General features: G+C 57.8%; 16 protein-coding genes. 10 read left to right on the forward strand and 6 right to left on the reverse strand.

Features of this window, described 5'->3' with window-relative positions:
- Positions 1-192 precede the first annotated feature (192 nt).
- On the reverse strand, positions 193-1,665 hold the full coding sequence (gene modF, locus L2Y28_RS06425) for a molybdate ABC transporter ATP-binding protein ModF (RefSeq protein ID WP_022647483.1): 1,473 nt from the start codon (positions 1,663-1,665) through the stop codon (positions 193-195).
- 67 nt (positions 1,666-1,732) lie between these two features.
- Entirely contained in the window at positions 1,733-2,521 is a 789-nt protein-coding gene (modE, locus tag L2Y28_RS06430; protein WP_022647484.1) for a molybdenum-dependent transcriptional regulator, read from the reverse strand.
- A 127-nt stretch (positions 2,522-2,648) separates the two neighbouring features.
- Between modE and L2Y28_RS06435 the strand changes: the two genes are divergently transcribed.
- From L2Y28_RS06435 to modC, 4 genes are all read left to right on the forward strand, one after another.
- Positions 2,649-2,801 carry an AcrZ family multidrug efflux pump-associated protein gene (locus tag L2Y28_RS06435; RefSeq protein ID WP_003858549.1) on the forward strand — a complete coding sequence of 51 codons (153 nt, stop codon included), beginning with the start codon at positions 2,649-2,651 and terminating at the stop codon, positions 2,799-2,801.
- Positions 2,802-2,979: 178 nt separating this feature from the next.
- Positions 2,980-3,756 (forward strand): molybdate ABC transporter substrate-binding protein, encoded by a 777-nt coding sequence (modA, locus tag L2Y28_RS06440; RefSeq protein ID WP_022647485.1) that lies wholly within the window; start codon positions 2,980-2,982, stop codon positions 3,754-3,756.
- Positions 3,753-4,445 (forward strand): molybdate ABC transporter permease subunit, encoded by a 693-nt coding sequence (gene modB / locus L2Y28_RS06445; protein ID WP_003858545.1) that lies wholly within the window; start codon positions 3,753-3,755, stop codon positions 4,443-4,445. The genes modA and modB overlap by 4 nt, the downstream gene beginning before the upstream one ends.
- Entirely contained in the window at positions 4,445-5,503 is a 1,059-nt protein-coding gene (gene modC, locus L2Y28_RS06450) for a molybdenum ABC transporter ATP-binding protein ModC (RefSeq protein WP_017384950.1), read from the forward strand. Before modB ends, modC begins: the two co-directional genes overlap by 1 nt.
- On the opposite strand, the gene L2Y28_RS06455 is transcribed toward modC, so the two are convergent.
- Positions 5,504-6,322 (reverse strand): pyridoxal phosphatase, encoded by an 819-nt coding sequence (locus L2Y28_RS06455; RefSeq protein ID WP_022647486.1) that lies wholly within the window; start codon positions 6,320-6,322, stop codon positions 5,504-5,506.
- A 119-nt stretch (positions 6,323-6,441) separates the two neighbouring features.
- Here L2Y28_RS06455 and pgl point away from each other — a divergent pair, with 119 nt between their 5' ends.
- Complete coding sequence (pgl, locus tag L2Y28_RS06460) at positions 6,442-7,437, forward strand: 6-phosphogluconolactonase (RefSeq protein ID WP_022647487.1); 996 nt, start codon at positions 6,442-6,444, stop codon at positions 7,435-7,437.
- A gap of 103 nt (positions 7,438-7,540) precedes the next feature.
- On the opposite strand, the gene L2Y28_RS06465 is transcribed toward pgl, so the two are convergent.
- A complete protein-coding gene (locus L2Y28_RS06465; RefSeq protein ID WP_022647488.1) occupies positions 7,541-8,824 on the reverse strand; it encodes a putative acyl-CoA thioester hydrolase in 1,284 nt (427 codons plus the stop codon).
- 223 nt (positions 8,825-9,047) lie between these two features.
- Here L2Y28_RS06465 and hutI point away from each other — a divergent pair, with 223 nt between their 5' ends.
- The 5 genes from hutI (at position 9,048) to hutH (ending at position 15,293) form a co-directional block, all read left to right on the forward strand.
- Complete coding sequence (hutI, locus tag L2Y28_RS06470) at positions 9,048-10,271, forward strand: imidazolonepropionase (protein ID WP_022647489.1); 1,224 nt, start codon at positions 9,048-9,050, stop codon at positions 10,269-10,271.
- Complete coding sequence (gene hutG / locus L2Y28_RS06475) at positions 10,268-11,206, forward strand: formimidoylglutamase (protein ID WP_022647490.1); 939 nt, start codon at positions 10,268-10,270, stop codon at positions 11,204-11,206. Before hutI ends, hutG begins: the two co-directional genes overlap by 4 nt.
- Before the next feature lie 19 nt (positions 11,207-11,225).
- Entirely contained in the window at positions 11,226-11,960 is a 735-nt protein-coding gene (locus L2Y28_RS06480; RefSeq protein WP_022647491.1) for a histidine utilization repressor, read from the forward strand.
- A 127-nt stretch (positions 11,961-12,087) separates the two neighbouring features.
- Positions 12,088-13,776: a urocanate hydratase gene (gene hutU / locus L2Y28_RS06485; RefSeq protein ID WP_003858533.1), complete on the forward strand. Its 1,689-nt coding sequence runs from the start codon at positions 12,088-12,090 to the stop codon at positions 13,774-13,776.
- Positions 13,773-15,293, forward strand: coding sequence for a histidine ammonia-lyase (hutH, locus tag L2Y28_RS06490; protein ID WP_022647492.1), 1,521 nt, complete (start codon positions 13,773-13,775; stop codon positions 15,291-15,293). Before hutU ends, hutH begins: the two co-directional genes overlap by 4 nt.
- An 85-nt stretch (positions 15,294-15,378) precedes the next feature.
- Here the strand turns inward: hutH and L2Y28_RS06495 are convergent, their stop codons facing one another.
- Positions 15,379-15,855, reverse strand: a complete 477-nt coding sequence (locus tag L2Y28_RS06495; RefSeq protein WP_003858531.1) for a kinase inhibitor — start codon at positions 15,853-15,855, stop codon at positions 15,379-15,381.
- A 47-nt stretch (positions 15,856-15,902) separates the two neighbouring features.
- Entirely contained in the window at positions 15,903-17,210 is a 1,308-nt protein-coding gene (bioA, locus tag L2Y28_RS06500; RefSeq protein WP_022647493.1) for an adenosylmethionine--8-amino-7-oxononanoate transaminase, read from the reverse strand.
- Positions 17,211-17,273: the final 63 nt, after the last annotated feature.

Here is a 17,273-nt window from a genome sequence, read left to right on the forward strand (position 1 = left end):
CATTAGGCTTATGGTATGAATTAACCATAGCATATCAGAGACGCGAAAAGTGTGACATGGGATAAAATAGTGGTATCGTTTACACTGGTTTTCACAGGCGCTTTTTCACAGACTGAGTGCATTGTAGATCAAAGAGATAGAGATGTATTGTTGCAGGTTGTCTGAAAAGCGGAGGGCAGCGCCCTCCACGCGTTAATCGATTTTGCTCAGCAGGTAGCGGTAATGCTCGCCGTCAGGCACAAATTCCAGCCGATGGGTGATGCAGGACGGGGCATCCTCAGCATGGTGGGAGACAAACAGCAGCTGGGTTTCACCTTCGCTAATCAGGACATCCACAAAGCGGCGGATCAGCTGACGGTTGAGGGGATCCAGCCCCTGCAACGGTTCATCAAGAATCAGCAGAGTAGGATGCTTAACCAGCGCGCGGACGATCAATGCCAGCCGCTGCTGCCCCCACGACAGGCTGTGAAATGGCGCATCGGCTACCCGGTTGTCCATACCCAGAATATCCAGCCACTGCTGCGCCAGCTTGTGCTGCTTGTCGGATACCGCCTGATAAATACCAATGGAATCGAAGAAGCCAGAGAGGATCACGTTTCGCACCGTAGTGCTCACCCGGTAGTCCAGATGCAGGCTGCTGCTAACATAACCGATATGCTTTTTGATATCCCAGATGGTTTCCCCGCTGCCGCGGCGGCGGCCGAAGAGGGTCAAATCGTTGCTGTAACCCTGCGGGTGATCGCCAGTGATCAGGCTTAGCAGCGTGGATTTACCCGCCCCGTTGGGGCCGACGATCTGCCAGTGCTCACCAGGATTAACCGTCCAGCTGAGATGATTAAGAATAGGGCGATCGTCGTAAGCAACCACCCCATCGCGCAGCACAATGCGCGGCTGGTCAGGATCCAGCCCGTGGCGTGCTGAAGGGGCATCCGGCTCCGGCAGCGCAATACCGTCCAGTTTCTCGCTGTGGGCCAGCTGTGCAATTAGCGCCTGCCGGAGCAGTACGGCTTTCTCGCCGGTTTCGGTCAGGCTACAGTCCGCCAGCACGCCCGCGTAATGTACGAAATCCGGGATCTCATCAAAGCGGTTAAGGACCAGCACAAGGGTGTATCCCTGCTGGTTAAGCGACGCCAGCAACGCTGCCAGCTGCGCGCGGGACTGCACATCCAGTCCGTCAAACGGTTCATCCAGAATCAGGAGTTCCGGCTCGCTCATCAGCGCCTGGCACAGCAGCGTTTTGCGCGTCTCGCCGGTAGAGAGATATTTAAAGCGGCGGTTAAGCAGGGCGGTAATGCCAAATTGCTCCGCCAGCTGCTGACAGCGGGCAGGATCTTTTATCTCATCCTGGATAATGTCCGCCGTCGTGCGGCCGGTATCTTCTTCGCCGGGGCTGAGCAAATCGGTATTGTTACGCTGCCACTCATCGCTGACCAGCTTTTGCAGCTGTTCAAAGGAAAGGCGCGTCAGCCGGGTAAAGGTGCACTGACGCTCACCCTTCAGCTGGGTTAATTCGCCTGCCAGGGCGCGGGCCAGAGCGGATTTTCCGCTGCCATTCGTGCCCACAAACGCCCAGCTTTCTCCGGCGCGAAGGGTTAACTCTGGCAGCGATAAGGTACGGGTATCGCTAAGACGAAACGTGCCTTGCGAAATATGCAATGATGACATGTGTTATCCCATTTTTTGCAGCAACAGATGTCAGGGATACTCAGTGTTGGTGGGGTTGTCAATGCGCTTAGCACAATGTGGCGATAATTACCCGGTCTGCATTGAAATATGCGGTCACCACAGCACCTTCATCTAATTCGGTCGCGTCGTTCACCGGAACGGTGGCGCAGAGCGACTGTCCATCCGGTAGGGTCATCAGCACTTCACACTGTTCTGCGCCGCGCTCGATGTGGCTGATACGCCCGCGTAGCTGGTTGTCGGCCTCGGCGGCCTGCTCAGGGTTAAGCGTGATGCTGATCCAGGGCGCTTTGAGTAATACCAGCACCTCCTGACCTTCGTTCAGCCCAAGGCGTTGACCGCTTTGCGCGGTGATGGCGGCTTTCAGGCGCGTTGTCCCGTCCGCGAGCAGGATCTCAATATGCTCCTGCACCTGCGAATGATCGCGCCCCGTCACCGTACCAAACCATTGGTTGCGGGCGCTGGTCTGCAAAGAGAAACGGGAGATGGCGCCCAGCAGGCTGTCCAGCGGCAGGTTGTCGTCATCGCTCAGCACATCAAATGCTTTTTGCTGGATCTGCGCCAGTAAGTCATAGAGCTGGATCAGGCGTTGCCCGTAACGCGTCAACACGGCGCCGCCGCCGCCTTTTCCGCCGGTGGCGCGCTCTACCAGCGTTTGTTCGCTCAGGGTGTTCATGTCGTTAATCGCATCCCAGGCGCTTTTATAGCTGATGCCGGCGTTTTTGGCTCCCTGGCTAATCGAGCCAGTTTGTTCTATTTGTTTTAACAGGGCGATGCGTCGCGGATCGGCGAAAAGCTTCTGCTGAAGTCGTAGGGTGAGGAGAATTTCGGCCTGCATAACAATGTCCCGGCAAAAAGGTTATTGTGACCCAAATGTCCGGGTGCGGAAAGCGCACCGCACAAAAGGGGATGTTTTTCTTACTTTTCAGGGTAGAATAAGCCGTTCACAAGATCTGGAGAAAACCATGTTAGAGTTGTTGAAAAGTCTGGTATTCGCGGTAATCATGGTGCCAGTAGTGATGGCTATCATCCTCGGTGCCATCTACGGCCTGGGTGAAGTGTTCAACGTCTTTTCGAACATTGGTCATCGTCGTGACCAGCCTAAAAAGCAGCAATGATTTCCTCCAAAACGCCCGGCCAGCCCGGGCGTTTTGCTCTCAAGTTTATTCCTCTCCCGCCGATATCTTTTACAACGTTCCTTGAGTTTACGCATTAATGGGTACGATTTAGCGCTAGGAACGCCTGCGATATGTCGTTATATTTGTTTGTATATAACGATACGCACAGGAGCTTCAAATGGCACGTTCATGGGTACGCCTTTTCGCAGGGGCAACGCTGACTCTCTCACTCACCGGCCACGCGCTGGCGGATGAAGGAAAAATCACGGTCTTTGCGGCGGCGTCGCTGACTAACGCGATGCAGGATATTGCTGCGGTATACAAAAAAGAGAAAAACGTCGAGGTCGTTTCGTCGTTTGCCTCCTCGTCGACGCTGGCCCGCCAGATCGAAGCGGGGGCTCCGGCTGATCTGTTCATCTCTGCCGATCAGAAATGGATGGACTACGCGGTGGAGAAAAAATCTGTTGATACGGCTAGCCGCGAAACGCTGCTGGGAAATAGCCTGGTGGTGGTTGCACCCGCAAACAGCAAGCAGGGCGACATCGCCATCAACAAACAGACGGACTGGACCCGTCTGCTCAACGGTGGCCGTCTGGCGGTAGGCGATCCGGAGCATGTTCCTGCCGGGATTTATGCGAAAGAAGCGCTGCAAAAACTGGGCGCATGGGAGACCTTATCGCCGAAGCTGGCTCCCGCAGAAGATGTGCGCGGCGCGCTGGCGCTGGTGGAGCGTAACGAAGCGCCACTCGGGATCGTTTACGGCTCCGATGCCGTCGCCAGTAAAGGTGTGAAGGTGGTCGGAACCTTCCCGGAAGACTCGCATAAGAAAGTAGAATATCCTGTTGCGATAGTTGATGGACATAAAAATGCGAGCGTGACGGCCTTCGTTGACTACCTGAAGGGGCCTGAAGCGTCCGCTATCTTTAAACGTTACGGATTTACGACTCACGAATGATATTGACCGAACCTGAATGGCAGGCCGTGCTGCTGAGCCTGAAAGTCTCTTCCCTGGCGGTTGCGCTGAGTTTGCCCTTTGGGGTGTTCTTTGCCTGGTTACTGGTTCGCGTGAAGTTTCCAGGCAAAGCCCTGCTCGACAGTGTTCTCCATCTTCCGCTTGTCTTACCGCCTGTGGTGGTCGGATATCTGCTGCTGATCTCCATGGGGCGACGCGGTTTTATCGGCGAATGGCTGTACGACTGGTTCGGACTGACCTTTGCTTTCAGCTGGCGCGGCGCGGTTCTGGCCGCGGCAGTAATGTCCTTCCCGCTGATGGTGCGCGCTATCCGCCTGGCGCTGGAAGGGGTGGATATCCGGCTAGAACAGGCCGCCCGCACGCTGGGCGCAGGCCGCTGGCGGGTATTTCTGACCATTACGCTTCCGCTCACCTTACCGGGCATTATCGTCGGTACGGTGTTAGCCTTCGCCCGCTCACTGGGTGAGTTCGGCGCGACCATCACCTTTGTGTCCAACATTCCCGGCGAGACGCGGACCATCCCGTCGGCCATGTATACCCTGATTCAGACCCCGGGCGGCGAAGGTGCGGCGGCCCGGCTGTGTATTATTTCGATTGTACTCGCCCTGGTCTCGCTGCTGGTGTCTGAGTGGCTGGCGCGCCTCAGCCGTGAACGGATGGGGAAATCGTGATGCTGGAACTCAACTTTACGCAAACCCTGGGCAGCCACACTCTGACGCTTAACGAAACGCTGCCTGCCAGCGGTATCACCGCCATTTTTGGCGTTTCCGGGGCAGGGAAAACGTCGCTGATTAATGCGATTAGCGGCCTGACGCGTCCCCAGTCTGGCCGTATTGTGTTAAATAACCGCGTCTTAAACGACGCGGAGAAGAAGGTCTGCCTGTCACCGGATAAGCGCCGCATCGGCTATGTGTTTCAGGATGCGCGCCTGTTTCCGCACTACAGCGTGCGCGGAAATCTGCGCTATGGCATGGCAAAAAGCATGGCCGGACAGTTCGATAAGCTGGTGGCGCTGCTGGGCATCGAACCGCTGCTCGATCGTCTCCCGTCTTCGCTGTCGGGTGGTGAAAAACAGCGCGTGGCAATTGGCCGCGCCCTGTTAACCGCGCCGGAATTGTTGCTGCTGGATGAGCCGCTGGCCTCGCTGGATATTCCGCGCAAGCGCGAGTTGCTGCCGTATCTGCAACGTCTGGCGCGGGAAATCAACGTGCCCATGCTGTACGTCAGCCATTCGCTGGATGAGATCTTACATCTGGCCGACAAAGTGCTGGTGCTGGAGGCGGGCAGGGTGAAGGCATTCGGCAATCTGGAAGAGGTATGGGGCAGCAGCGTTATGCATCCGTGGCTGCCAAAGGAGCAGCAGAGCAGCATTCTGAAGGTGAGCGTGCTGGAGCACCATCCACATTATGCGATGACCGCGCTGGCGCTGGGTGACCAGCATTTGTGGGTGAATAAAATCGATACGCCGATTCAGTCCACGTTACGGATCCGCATTCAGGCGTCGGATGTCTCCCTGGTGCTGCAACCGCCGCTGCAAACCAGTATCCGCAATATTTTGCGCGCAAAAGTGGCGCAGTGTTTTGATGATAACGGCCAGGTAGAAGTGCAACTGGAAGTGGGCAACAGAACGCTGTGGGCGCGCATCAGCCCGTGGGCCAGGGATGAGTTAGGCATCAAGCCTGGCCTGTGGCTTTACGCGCAAATCAAGAGCGTCTCTATCACCGCCTGATTACAGCAGGTGGGTATAAATATACTGCGCGATGCTGTCGGTGGTGTTATCGCCAATCACCACGTTAGCACGCGCTTTCACCGCATCATCGGCGTTGCCCATCGCCACGCCCGTTCCGGCCGCTTCCAGCATGCTGATGTCGTTATAGTTATCGCCGAAGGCAATCACGTCCTGCATTGACCAGCCCTGTGACTCAACGAACTGGGTCAAACGCTTTCCTTTGCTGTTGCCTTTACGGGCGATATCCACCTGATCGTGCCAGGACCATTCACATTCCAGACCCAGCGTATGCTCGACATGTTTTGCGAAGGTGTTCAGTTTGGCGGTGTCTTCATCGGTCAGGGCAAATTTCCAGATTGCCTGGACGTCTTCCGCCGCCTGGCGCAGGGAGGAAACCTGAGTGAACACCGGACGCTGCGCTTCCGGCAGAGACAGGGCCCAGTTGCTGGTGCGGATCACATGGCCGGTAGGGCGTTCATACAGCATGGCGTTATCCACATACATCAGGCCGTGAATCGCGTGCTCATCCAGTAAATCAATCAATTGCAGCGCCTGCGGAACGGGAAGCGGATCAGAGGTTAAAACCTTTTTTGCCTGATAATCATACAAATAGGTGCCATTACAACAAATTGCAGGTGTATCTAAGCCCAGTGCCTGATAAAAAGGATGAATGGCTACGTGATGTCGACCCGTTACGATGAGAAGTTGATACCCCGCTTCCCGGGCTCGTTTGAGGGCCTCAAGAGAAGAGGGGAGCAGGGTTTTCTGAGGGGTAAGCAGTGTTCCGTCTAAATCCAGGGCAATCACTCGCGAGGTCATTTTTTCTTCCGGGTTAATGTTGAATTTAAGGTCTGTCGGGATGGTACACCGAGAGCGGAACCCTGCAAAATCCCGGACTACAATTCAGCATTCACCGTTAAAAATAATCAGGAGTATTCATGAAACAAACCGTTTATACCGCCAGTCCTGAAAGTCAGCAGATCCATGTCTGGCGTTTGAATACAGAAGGTTCGCTTACGCTGGTTCAGGTTGTTGATGTGCCAGGCCAGGTGCAGCCTATGGTCGTCAGCCCGGATAAACGTTTTCTTTATGTCGGGGTACGCCCGGAATTCCGCGTACTCGCATACCGCATCTCCCCGGATGACGGCGCGCTGACCTATACCGCAGAAGCGCCGCTGCCGGGCAGCCCGACCCATATTTCTACCGACCATAAAGGCAACTTTATCTTCAGCGGCTCCTACAATGCAGGCTGCGTGAGCGTCACCCGCCTGGAAGACGGTATTCCCGTTGAAACCGTCGACGTGGTAGAAGGGCTGGAAGGTTGCCACTCCGCCAACATTTCGCCGGATAACCGCACGCTGTGGGTGCCAGCGCTGAAGCAGGATCGCATCTGCCTGTTTACCCTGAGCGATGACGGTCATCTGGTCGCGCAGAGCCCGGCGGAAGTCACCACCGTGGAAGGCGCAGGCCCGCGCCATATGGTCTTCCACCCGAATCAGCAGTATGCCTATGTCGTTAACGAGCTGAACAGCTCGGTAGATGTCTGGGAGCTGAACGATCCTAACGGGCAGATCGAGTGCGTACAGACGCTGGACATGATGCCAGCTGATTTCTCCGACACACGCTGGGCGGCAGACATTCACATCACGCCGGATGGCCGCCACCTGTATGCCTGTGACCGTACCTCCAGTCTGATCACCATCTTCAGCGTCTCTGAAGACGGCAGCGTTCTGGCAGTTGAGGGCTTCCAGCCGACAGAAACCCAGCCGCGCGGCTTTAATGTCGATCACAGCGGCAAATACCTGATTGCGGCGGGGCAGAAATCCCACCACATCGCGCTCTATGAAATCAAAGGCGTGCAGGGTCTACTGGAAGAGAAAGGACGCTATGCGGTCGGACAAGGGCCGATGTGGGTTGTGATTAACGCTCACTGATCCGTAGACGAAAAAAAACCTCGCACATGCGAGGTTTTTTTATGCGTGGTTAATGCATGAGGTAGGCCGGGTAAGGCGTAGCCGCCACCCGGCAGCAGGCATTTTACTGCTTCGGTTCAGCAACCACTTTGCTACCCAGACCGCGGTTGTTGTATTCCCACATGCGGTTGAAGTTAGCGTCGTTCAGGTTACGCTGCACGTTGTCTTTATCATCCACCGTGCCGGTGTTGCCGGAGAAAGGACGTTTCGAGATCGCCGCATCCGCCCACGGTTTCGCCATGTTAAAGCCTTCGTTAATCACGCTGTCGCGGATCACGACCTGGCCGTTAGTGGCGGAGTCCACGTCCAGAGAGCGGCCAAGCTGCGCCACGCCATCGCCAGCAGCAGTAAAGCGGCTATTCACGGCCAGGAAGCCATAGAACAGATTGGACTGTGTGGCCGGGGCAAAGACGTAACCTTCCTGCTGCGTACGTGAATTCACCACGCGGAAGTCGGTGTTATCAAATACCACCGCGCCGCGACCGGAGACCATATCCACGTCGCCTTCAATGTAGCTGTTGGTGACCAGAGTACGCGTCAGACGATTGTTCTGAAGGGTATTCTGCACGCCGCTGTTGGTCACGAAGAAGGTATTCTGGCGGCCCAGGATATTGACGTTGTTAATCTGTACCTTGTCGCCATCGCTACGCAGCGCCACGGCCTGGTGATTACCTGCGTCAACGCTGTCGCCCAGGGTGTTCTGAATGGTCAGGTTCTGCAATTGCAGGCCATTGTTCTGTGACCAGAATACCGCCGAGCACATCACGCCAATGGTGGCGGCACGTTTGCGCTGGCAGTTATCAAACATATACCACGCCGGTTTACCTGGCATGTATTTACCGGCCGGGTTCACCAGATGGCGCCAGGTGGTGCTGTCGATCTCTGAATCAATCGCCAGGCCAATTTTCACGTCGACCGCTTTTTCGCCAAGTCCGTAAAGCGTAATGCTTCCCGGTGCAGCCGGAACATAAACGGTTCCTTCGTATTCACCCGGCAGGATGGCAATGTACTGACGAGATGCGCTGTGTTTGGTGATTGCGGCATCAACAGCTGCCTGAATTGAGGTGTGCGTAACGCCCTCTGCTCCGGCCGGGCCGACAACGAAGTCTGGCTGTTTCGGCAGGTTAATAGAAGAAGGCGTCCATGGGGCTGCATTGGGAACCATCGCCGAGAAATAGTGCGCACGGGTGAAGTTCTTCGCTTCAGCCGCTGACAGGATCGGACGGGAAGCGGTGCCCGGAGCAACCTGCTCAGAAGGTTGCTGATCCGGTGGTGTTGAACTGCAAGCGGATAAAGTCACGCCAAAGGCGAGTGCCAACGCCAGACGGGAAATCCTGGAAATATTCAAGGTAATGCTCCTGGGTATGCAAGTCTTATCTGAATAGACGAAATAGCCTGCTTTTTTATACTAAGTTGAGCGAAACGGGAAGATAAAAACGGGAAAAGTTGCATTTTTGCCCGCAGGCGACGGGAAAGTCATCACAAATAAATAACATTTTCCTGCAAGGCGGTTGACAGCAGGTGACAGATGAAAATAAATGTCTATACAACCCATGACAAGCGGAAGGCACATGCAGCAGCTTCATCCCGATGATGTGATATGGCGAAATGCGCGACTGGCGACCCTGGCAACAGGTGAGCCGGAACCCTATGGTCTGAAAGAACAACATGCCCTCGTCGTGCGCGGCCAGACGATTGCGGCCGTTATTCCTGAAGCCGAGATCCCCTCCGGGCATCGTCAGTGTGTCGATCTCGACGGGCGTCTGGTTACTCCCGGCCTGATCGATTGCCACACCCATCTGGTGTTCGGCGGCGATCGCGCAGCGGAATGGGAACAACGGCTTAACGGCGTGTCGTATCAGACCATCAGCGCGCAGGGCGGCGGTATTAACGCCACGGTCACGGCGACCCGCAACAGTTCGCCGGAAATGCTCCTGACGGTGGCACAGCAGCGGCTCCAGCGGCTGATGAATGAAGGCGTAACGACCGTTGAAATCAAATCGGGATACGGACTGAATGCCCAGGCCGAAGAGAAAATGCTGCTGGTTGCCCGCCAGCTCAGCCTGAACAATCTGGTCGATATCAGCCCGACGCTGCTGGCCGCGCACGCCGTTCCTGCCGAGTACCGACAGGATCCGGATGCCTATCTCACGCTGGTCTGTGAGCAGATCATGCCCACGCTGTGGCAAAAAGAGTTATTTGAAGCGGTGGACGTGTTTTGTGAAAACGTCGGCTTTACCCCGGTGCAAACCGAGCGCCTGTTCCGGGCCGCCGCCGCGCTCGGGATACCGGTTAAAGGGCATGTAGAGCAGCTGTCGAATCTGGGCGGCGCGGCGCTGGTCAGCCAGTATAAGGGGCTGTCGGCCGATCATATTGAGTATCTCGATGATTCAGGTATTCAGGCGATGGCGCAAAGCGGCACGGTGGCGGTATTGCTCCCCGGCGCGTTCTATTTTCTTCAGGAGCGCCAGCGTCCACCGGTGGCGCAGCTCAGAGAACAGGGCGTGCCGATGGCGGTGGCTACCGACTACAACCCGGGCACCAGCCCGTTTGCCAGCCTGCATCTGGCAATGAACATGGCCTGCGTCCAGTTTGGCCTCACGCCGGAAGAGGCCTGGGCTGGCGTGACGCGGCATGCGGCGCAGGCGCTAGGTCGTGGCGCGACGCACGGGCAGTTAAAGCCCGGTTATGTGGCTGATTTCGTCGTCTGGGAGGCGAATCATCCGGTTGAGATGGTTTACGAGCCGGGGCGGAATCCTTTATATCAACGCGTGTTTCGGGGGCAGGTAGCATGAAATTGTGGCATCCCGTTTCCCCGCAGGTCTGGCAGGGTCGTGACGACAGCGCCGAATCCAGCACCGCGAAACGTCTCTTCCAGACCATACAGCAGCGCGTACACTTTGCACCCGTGCCGTCAGGCATCGCCCTGCTGGGCTTTGAATGTGATGAAGGGGTTAAGCGTAACCAGGGCAGGCCCGGTGCTGCACAGGCTCCCGATGTGCTGCGCGGCGCGCTGGCGAATATGGCGAGCCATCAGGGGCATGCGCGCCTCGTGGATATGGGCTCCATTTTTGTTGAAGGCAATGCGCTGGAGGCGGCACAGCAGGCGCTGAGCGAGGCCATAACCGCGTGCCAGCAATCCGGGATGCGTACTCTGGTTTTTGGCGGTGGACATGAAACCGCCTGGGCGCACGGGCGCGGCGTGCTGGACGCCTTTCCGAACGATCGCATTGCGGTGATCAACCTGGATGCGCACCTCGATTTACGTAAGGCTGAACGGGCTACGTCCGGCACGCCGTTCCGCCAGCTGGCGCTCTACTGCGCGTCGCAGTCGCGGTCGTTTCACTACGCCTGCCTGGGGGTAAGCCGTGCGGCGAATACCCAGGCGCTGTGGGAGGAAGCTGAACGGTTGAACGTGATGCTGGTTGAAGATCTCGATTTTCGCCGGGATGCGCTATCCGCGCTGGATAGCGTGCTTGCGCAGGCAGACCGGGTTTATCTCACCATTGACCTCGATGTGCTGCCCGCCGCAGAAATGCCCGCCGTATCCGCCCCTGCGGCGTTGGGGATCCCGGCGCTGGATCTGTTCCCGGTGATTGAGCGTATCTGCCGAAGCGGTAAACTACAGGCGGCGGATCTGGTGGAATATAATCCGCACTACGACCGGGACGGTCAGGGGGCGAAGCTTGCCGCCCGACTGGCCTGGCAAATTGCTCACTGGTGGGCATAACCACATTACAGGAGTCAGCATGTTTTCACGCTCACCGCAGCAACCCTCCAGCCCACCCGCACCTTTTTATGAGAAGGTGAAAAAGGCGATCAGCGAAAAAATTGCTGCCGGCGTCTGGCGTCCGCACGACCGTATTCCCTCCGAAGCTGAACTGGTCGCGCAGTATGGCTTTAGTCGAATGACCATTAACCGGGCGCTGCGGGAACTGACCGATGAAGGGTTGCTGGTGCGTTTGCAGGGTGTCGGAACCTTTGTCGCCGAGCCAAAAGGACAGTCGGCGCTGTTTGAAATCCGCAGCATTGCCGATGAAATTGCCGCCCGCAACCATCAGCACCACTGCGAAGTGCTGGTGCTTGAAGAGACGCAGGCCAGCGCCGAACAGGCCATCGAGCTGAACGTTAAAGAGGGCACCCGGATCTTCCATTCGGTGATGGTGCATTATGAGAACGATATTCCGGTCCAGATTGAAGATCGCTGCGTCAACGCGGAGCGGATCCCGGACTACCTGAACCAGGATTACACCCAAACCACACCGCATGCGTATCTCTCGCTCGTCGCCCCGCTGACGGAAGGGGAGCATATCGTGGAGGCCGTGCGCGCCACGCCTCAGGAGTGCGAGTTGTTACGTATTAAAGAGCACGATCCCTGCCTGCTGATCCGCCGTCGTACCTGGTCGTCCTCGCAAATTGTGTCGCATGCGAAGCTGCTGTTCCCGGGGAATCGTTACCGGTTGCAGGGCCACTTTATGTCATAAGTTTTATAAGCGTGATCGCTAACGCAATATAGCAAAATTGTATCTTTTTTGTTAAATCCGACCTTGTGTGTGCTTGTCTATACAAGTATATCTAAATGCATCACCTGTCCCTTATGAGGAACACACAATGTCGTCAGATAAATACCGCAAGCAGGATGTCCGCGCCGCGCGCGGCACCACGCTCACCGCAAAAAGCTGGCTTACCGAAGCACCGCTGCGCATGTTGATGAACAACCTTGATCCTGAGGTAGCAGAGAATCCCCATGAGCTGGTGGTCTACGGCGGCATTGGCCGCGCCGCGCGCAACTGGGCGTGCTATGACGCGATTGTTGAGTCTTTGACGAATCTCGAAAACGACGAAACGCTGCTGGTGCAATCCGGCAAACCGGTTGGCGTATTCAAAACCCATAAAAATGCGCCCCGTGTGCTGATTGCCAACTCCAACCTGGTGCCGCACTGGGCGACGTGGGAACACTTCAACGAGCTGGACGCAAAAGGGCTGGCCATGTATGGCCAGATGACCGCGGGCAGCTGGATCTACATCGGCAGCCAGGGGATTGTGCAGGGCACCTATGAAACCTTCGTGGAAGCGGGCCGACAGCACTATAACGGCTCACTGAAAGGCCGCTGGGTGCTAACCGCCGGACTGGGCGGCATGGGCGGCGCGCAGCCGCTGGCCGCGACGCTGGCCGGCGCGTGCTCCCTGAACATTGAGTGCCAGCAGAGCCGCATCGATTTCCGTCTGCGTACCCGCTATGTTGATGAACAGGCCGACAACCTCGATGACGCGCTGGCGCGCATCAAAAAGTACACCGCTGAAGGCAAAGCCGTGTCGGTTGCCCTGTGCGGCAACGCGGCGGATATTCTGCCGGAACTGGTGGCGCGCGGCGTGCGTCCGGATCTGGTCACCGACCAGACCAGCGCTCACGATCCGCTCCACGGCTATCTGCCAAAAGGCTGGACGTGGGAAGACTACCAGCAAAAAGCGGAAACCGATCCTGAGGGCACGGTACTGGCGGCTAAACGCGCCATGGCGGAACACGTCTCCGCGATGCTCGCCTTCAGTAAGATGGGGATTCCGACCTTTGATTACGGGAATAACATCCGCCAGATGGCGAAAGAGATGGGGGTGAATAACGCCTTTGACTTCCCCGGCTTCGTGCCCGCCTATATTCGTCCGCTGTTCTGCCGCGGCATCGGGCCGTTCCGCTGGGTTGCCCTGTCCGGCGACCCGGAGGATATCTACAAAACCGACGCCAGAGTGAAAGAGATTGTCGCCGACGACGAACACCTGCATCGCTGGCTGGATATGGCGCGCGAGCGCATTAACTTCCAGGGCCTGCCAGCGCGTATCTGCTGGGTCGGGCTGGAGTGGCGGCAAAAACTCGGCCTCGCCTTTAACGAAATGGTGCGCAGCGGCGAAGTCTCCGCGCCGATCGTCATTGGCCGCGACCACCTGGACTCCGGCTCTGTCGCCAGTCCGAACCGTGAAACCGAAGCCATGCGCGACGGCTCGGATGCGGTCTCCGACTGGCCGCTGCTGAATGCCCTGCTGAACACCGCCAGTGGCGCAACCTGGGTGTCGCTGCACCACGGCGGCGGCGTCGGGATGGGCTTCTCCCAGCACTCCGGAATGGTCATCGTCTGTGACGGTACCGACGAAGCGGCGGCACGTATTGCTCGCGTGCTGCATAACGACCCGGCAACCGGCGTAATGCGCCACGCGGATGCGGGTTACGAGATTGCCATTGATTGTGCCAAAGAGCAGGGCCTGAACCTGCCGATGATCCCCGCCACACAAGGAAAGCCTGCATGAACGCGTTAACACTTACTCCCGGCTCTTTGTCGCTCAAACAGCTGCGTCACGTCTGGCGTCAGCCGGTGACACTCGCCCTTGATGAAAGCGCCCACCGTGCCATTAACGACAGCGTGGCCTGCGTGGAGGCGATTGTAGCGGAAGGGCGCACCGCCTACGGCATCAATACCGGGTTTGGCCTGCTGGCACAGACCCGCATTGCCACGCACGATCTGGAGAATTTACAACGTTCGCTGGTGTTGTCGCACGCGGCGGGGGTTGGCCAGCCGCTGGACGATGAGATCGTCCGCCTGATGATGGTGTTGAAAATCAACAGCCTGGCGCGTGGGTTTTCCGGCATTCGTCTGAGCGTGATCCAGGCGCTGATGGCGCTGGTGAATGCGGAAGTTTATCCGTGGATACCGGCAAAAGGCTCCGTTGGAGCTTCCGGCGATCTGGCGCCGCTGGCGCATATGTCACTGCTCCTGCTGGGTGAAGGCAAGGCGCGCTGGCAAGGGGAGTGGCTGCCTGCGAAAGAGGCGCTGAAAAAAGCCGGCTTAGCGCCGATCACCCTCGCGGCAAAAGAAGGGCTGGCGCTGCTCAACGGCACGCAGGCGTCGACGGCCTTTGCGCTGCGCGGCCTGTTTGAAGCAGAAGATCTGTTCGCCTCCGCGGTGGTGTGTGGTGCGCTGACCACCGAAGCGGTACTCGGCTCGCGTCGTCCGTTCGATGCCCGCATCCACGAGGTGCGCGGCCAGCGTGGTCAGATTGATGCCGCAGCCATGTACCGCCACGTACTTACCGATACCAGCGACATTGCCGATTCGCATCACAACTGCGAGAAGGTGCAGGATCCGTATTCTCTGCGCTGCCAGCCGCAGGTGATGGGCGCATGCCTGACACAGCTTCGCCAGGCGGCAGAAGTGCTGCTGGTGGAGGCCAATGCGGTGTCCGACAACCCACTGGTGTTTGCTCAGGAAAACGAGGTGGTCTCCGGCGGCAACTTCCACGCCGAGCCGGTGGCGATGGCCGCAGATAATATCGCGCTGGCGATGGCCGAAATCGGAGCCTTGTCCGAGCGTCGAATCGCACTAATGATGGATAAACACATGTCCCAGCTGCCGCCGTTCCTGGTGCGCAACGGTGGGGTGAACTCGGGCTTTATGATCGCCCAGGTCACCGCCGCAGCACTGGCAAGCGAAAACAAAGCCCTGTCGCATCCGCACAGCGTGGACAGCCTGCCAACGTCAGCAAATCAGGAAGATCACGTTTCGATGGCCCCGGCTGCCGGGCGTCGACTGTGGGAGATGGCCTCCAACACCCGCGGCGTGCTGGCGGTGGAATGGCTGGCGGCGTGTCAGGGTATTGATTTACGCGAAGGGCTAAAATCCAGCCCGCTGCTGGAGCAGGCGCGTCATACGCTGCGCGAGCACGTTACGCACTACGATGAGGACCGCTTTTTTGCGCCGGATATTGATAAGGCGATACAGCTTCTGGAAGAAGAAACCCTTGCAGGACTGCTACCTTCCGTGTTGTGATTTTTTTGCCCGGTGGCGCTGCGCTTACCGGGCCTACGAATACGAAATGTAGTCCGGGTAAGGCGTAGCCGCCACCCGGCTTTTTTTATGAATACATCGCCGTAATCGACGCGCTGCCCAGCGAATGGAAATGGACGTTAAAGCCTACCATTGCCCCGCTCGCCCCTTCGTCAACCTCAATCTTGTCCACATCCAGCGCGTGCACCGTGAAGATATAGCGGTGCGTTTCCCCTTTTGGCGGCGCCGCGCCGCCGTAGCCCGCTTTGCCAAAGTCCGTGCGGGTCTGAATCGCACCGTCGGGCAGGGCAACCAGATCGGAACCGGAACCCTGCGGCAGCACGCGGGTGTCGGCGGGCAGGTTTGCCACGATCCAGTGCCACCAGCCCGAGCCGGTTGGCGCATCTGGATCGTAGCAGGTCACGACAAAACTTTTGGTTCCCGCTGGTACATCGTCCCACGCCAGATGGGGAGAGATATTATCTCCCTGATAACCCATCCCGTTAAACACGTGACGTTCCGGCAGCTTTTCGCCGTCGCGCAAATCTTTACTGATGATTTTCATCCTATTTCCCTCGTTACTCACTCATTCAGAAAGTGTAACGCATGGGGTTAAATCGTGAAATGCGCTGATATGTTAACGGCTTTAACCACTGCCCCGGTCAGCTTGTGGAGCTGATCCGGAGAAATGCTGTACGGCGGCATGAGGTAAATCAGCTTACCGAAAGGTCGCACCCAAACGCCCTGGTCAACGAAGAAGCGCTGCAACGCGGCCATGTTCACCGGATGCGTTGTCTCGATCACCCCGATGGCGCCCAGCACGCGGACGTCCGCGACGTATTCCGCATCCGCCGCCACGCTTAGCTGCTGCTTCAGCTGCGCCTCAATCACCGCCACCTGCGTCTGCCACTCGCCGCTCTCCAGAATGGCGAGGCTTTCGCTTGCCACGGCGCAGGCCAGCGGGTTGCCCATAAACGTCGGGCCGTGCATAAAGCAGCCCGCGTCGCCGTCGCTGATGGTGTCGGCAACCTGGCGGGTGGTGAGCGTGGCGGAGAGCGTCATGGTGCCGCCGGTGAGCGCTTTCCCCAGGCACAGAATATCCGGCGCGATCCCCGCATGCTCGCAGGCAAACAGCTTCCCGGTACGACCAAAGCCGGTGGCGATCTCATCGGCAATCAGCAAAATCCCTTCGCGGTCGCACATCTTCCGAATGCGCTTCAGCCACTCGGGGTGATACATCCGCATTCCGCCCGCGCCCTGCACAATCGGTTCGAGAATAACGGCGGCAACCTCGTGGCGATGGGCCGCCATCAACCGCGCGAAGCCCACCATGTCCATCTCGTCCCATTCGCCGTCGAAGCGGCTCTGCGGGGCTGGCGCAAACAGGTTTTCCGGCAGGTAGCCTTTCCACAGGCTGTGCATGGAGTTGTCCGGATCGCACACCGACATCGCCCCGAAGGTGTCGCCGTGATAGCCGTTGCGGAAGGTGAGGAACCGCTGGCGCGTTTCGCCCTTCGCATGCCAGTACTGCAACGCCATTTTCATCGCCACTTCCACGGCCACCGAGCCGGAATCAGCCAGGAAAACACACTCCAGCGATTCAGGCGTCATCGCTACCAGGCGACGGCATAAATCCACCGCGGGCTGATGCGTGATCCCGCCAAACATCACGTGTGACATCTGGTCAATCTGCGCTTTCATCGCCGCGTTCAGACGCGGGTGGTTGTAGCCATGGATCGCCGCCCACCAGGAGGACATCCCGTCAACAAGCCGCTCGCCGCTGGCGAGATGCAGCTCGCAGCCGTGGGCCGAGGCTACCGGATAGACGGGAAGGGGGCGGGTCGTGGAGGTGTAAGGGTGCCAGATATGCTGCTTGTCGAAGGCGAGATCGTCCTGGGTCATAATCGACTTGTAAACCATTTTGAAAAGTTTTAGGTTTACAAGTATAAACCGAACCGACAATTAACAAAACCCTTTGGAGAA

It is taken from the genome of Enterobacter sp. JH25, from assembly GCF_021725435.1.
GTDB lineage: Bacteria > Pseudomonadota > Gammaproteobacteria > Enterobacterales > Enterobacteriaceae > Enterobacter > Enterobacter intestinihominis.

Bases quoted from the DNA above. Each gene is read 5' to 3' on its own strand.
- hutU (WP_003858533.1), top strand. From the start codon at position 12,088: ATGTCGTCAGATAAATACCGCAAGCAGGATGTCCGCGCCGCGCGCGGC.
- hutI (WP_022647489.1), top strand. From the start codon at position 9,048: ATGCAGCAGCTTCATCCCGATGATGTGATATGGCGAAATGCGCGACTG.
- L2Y28_RS06435 (WP_003858549.1), top strand. From the start codon at position 2,649: ATGTTAGAGTTGTTGAAAAGTCTGGTATTCGCGGTAATCATGGTGCCA.
- modA (WP_022647485.1), top strand. From the start codon at position 2,980: ATGGCACGTTCATGGGTACGCCTTTTCGCAGGGGCAACGCTGACTCTC.
- modE (WP_022647484.1), bottom strand. From the start codon at position 2,521: ATGCAGGCCGAAATTCTCCTCACCCTACGACTTCAGCAGAAGCTTTTC.
- hutH (WP_022647492.1), top strand. From the start codon at position 13,773: ATGAACGCGTTAACACTTACTCCCGGCTCTTTGTCGCTCAAACAGCTG.
- bioA (WP_022647493.1), bottom strand. From the start codon at position 17,210: ATGGTTTACAAGTCGATTATGACCCAGGACGATCTCGCCTTCGACAAG.
- pgl (WP_022647487.1), top strand. From the start codon at position 6,442: ATGAAACAAACCGTTTATACCGCCAGTCCTGAAAGTCAGCAGATCCAT.
- modB (WP_003858545.1), top strand. From the start codon at position 3,753: ATGATATTGACCGAACCTGAATGGCAGGCCGTGCTGCTGAGCCTGAAA.
- L2Y28_RS06480 (WP_022647491.1), top strand. From the start codon at position 11,226: ATGTTTTCACGCTCACCGCAGCAACCCTCCAGCCCACCCGCACCTTTT.
- modF (WP_022647483.1), bottom strand. From the start codon at position 1,665: ATGTCATCATTGCATATTTCGCAAGGCACGTTTCGTCTTAGCGATACC.
- L2Y28_RS06495 (WP_003858531.1), bottom strand. From the start codon at position 15,855: ATGAAAATCATCAGTAAAGATTTGCGCGACGGCGAAAAGCTGCCGGAA.
- hutG (WP_022647490.1), top strand. From the start codon at position 10,268: ATGAAATTGTGGCATCCCGTTTCCCCGCAGGTCTGGCAGGGTCGTGAC.
- L2Y28_RS06455 (WP_022647486.1), bottom strand. From the start codon at position 6,322: ATGACCTCGCGAGTGATTGCCCTGGATTTAGACGGAACACTGCTTACC.
- modC (WP_017384950.1), top strand. From the start codon at position 4,445: ATGCTGGAACTCAACTTTACGCAAACCCTGGGCAGCCACACTCTGACG.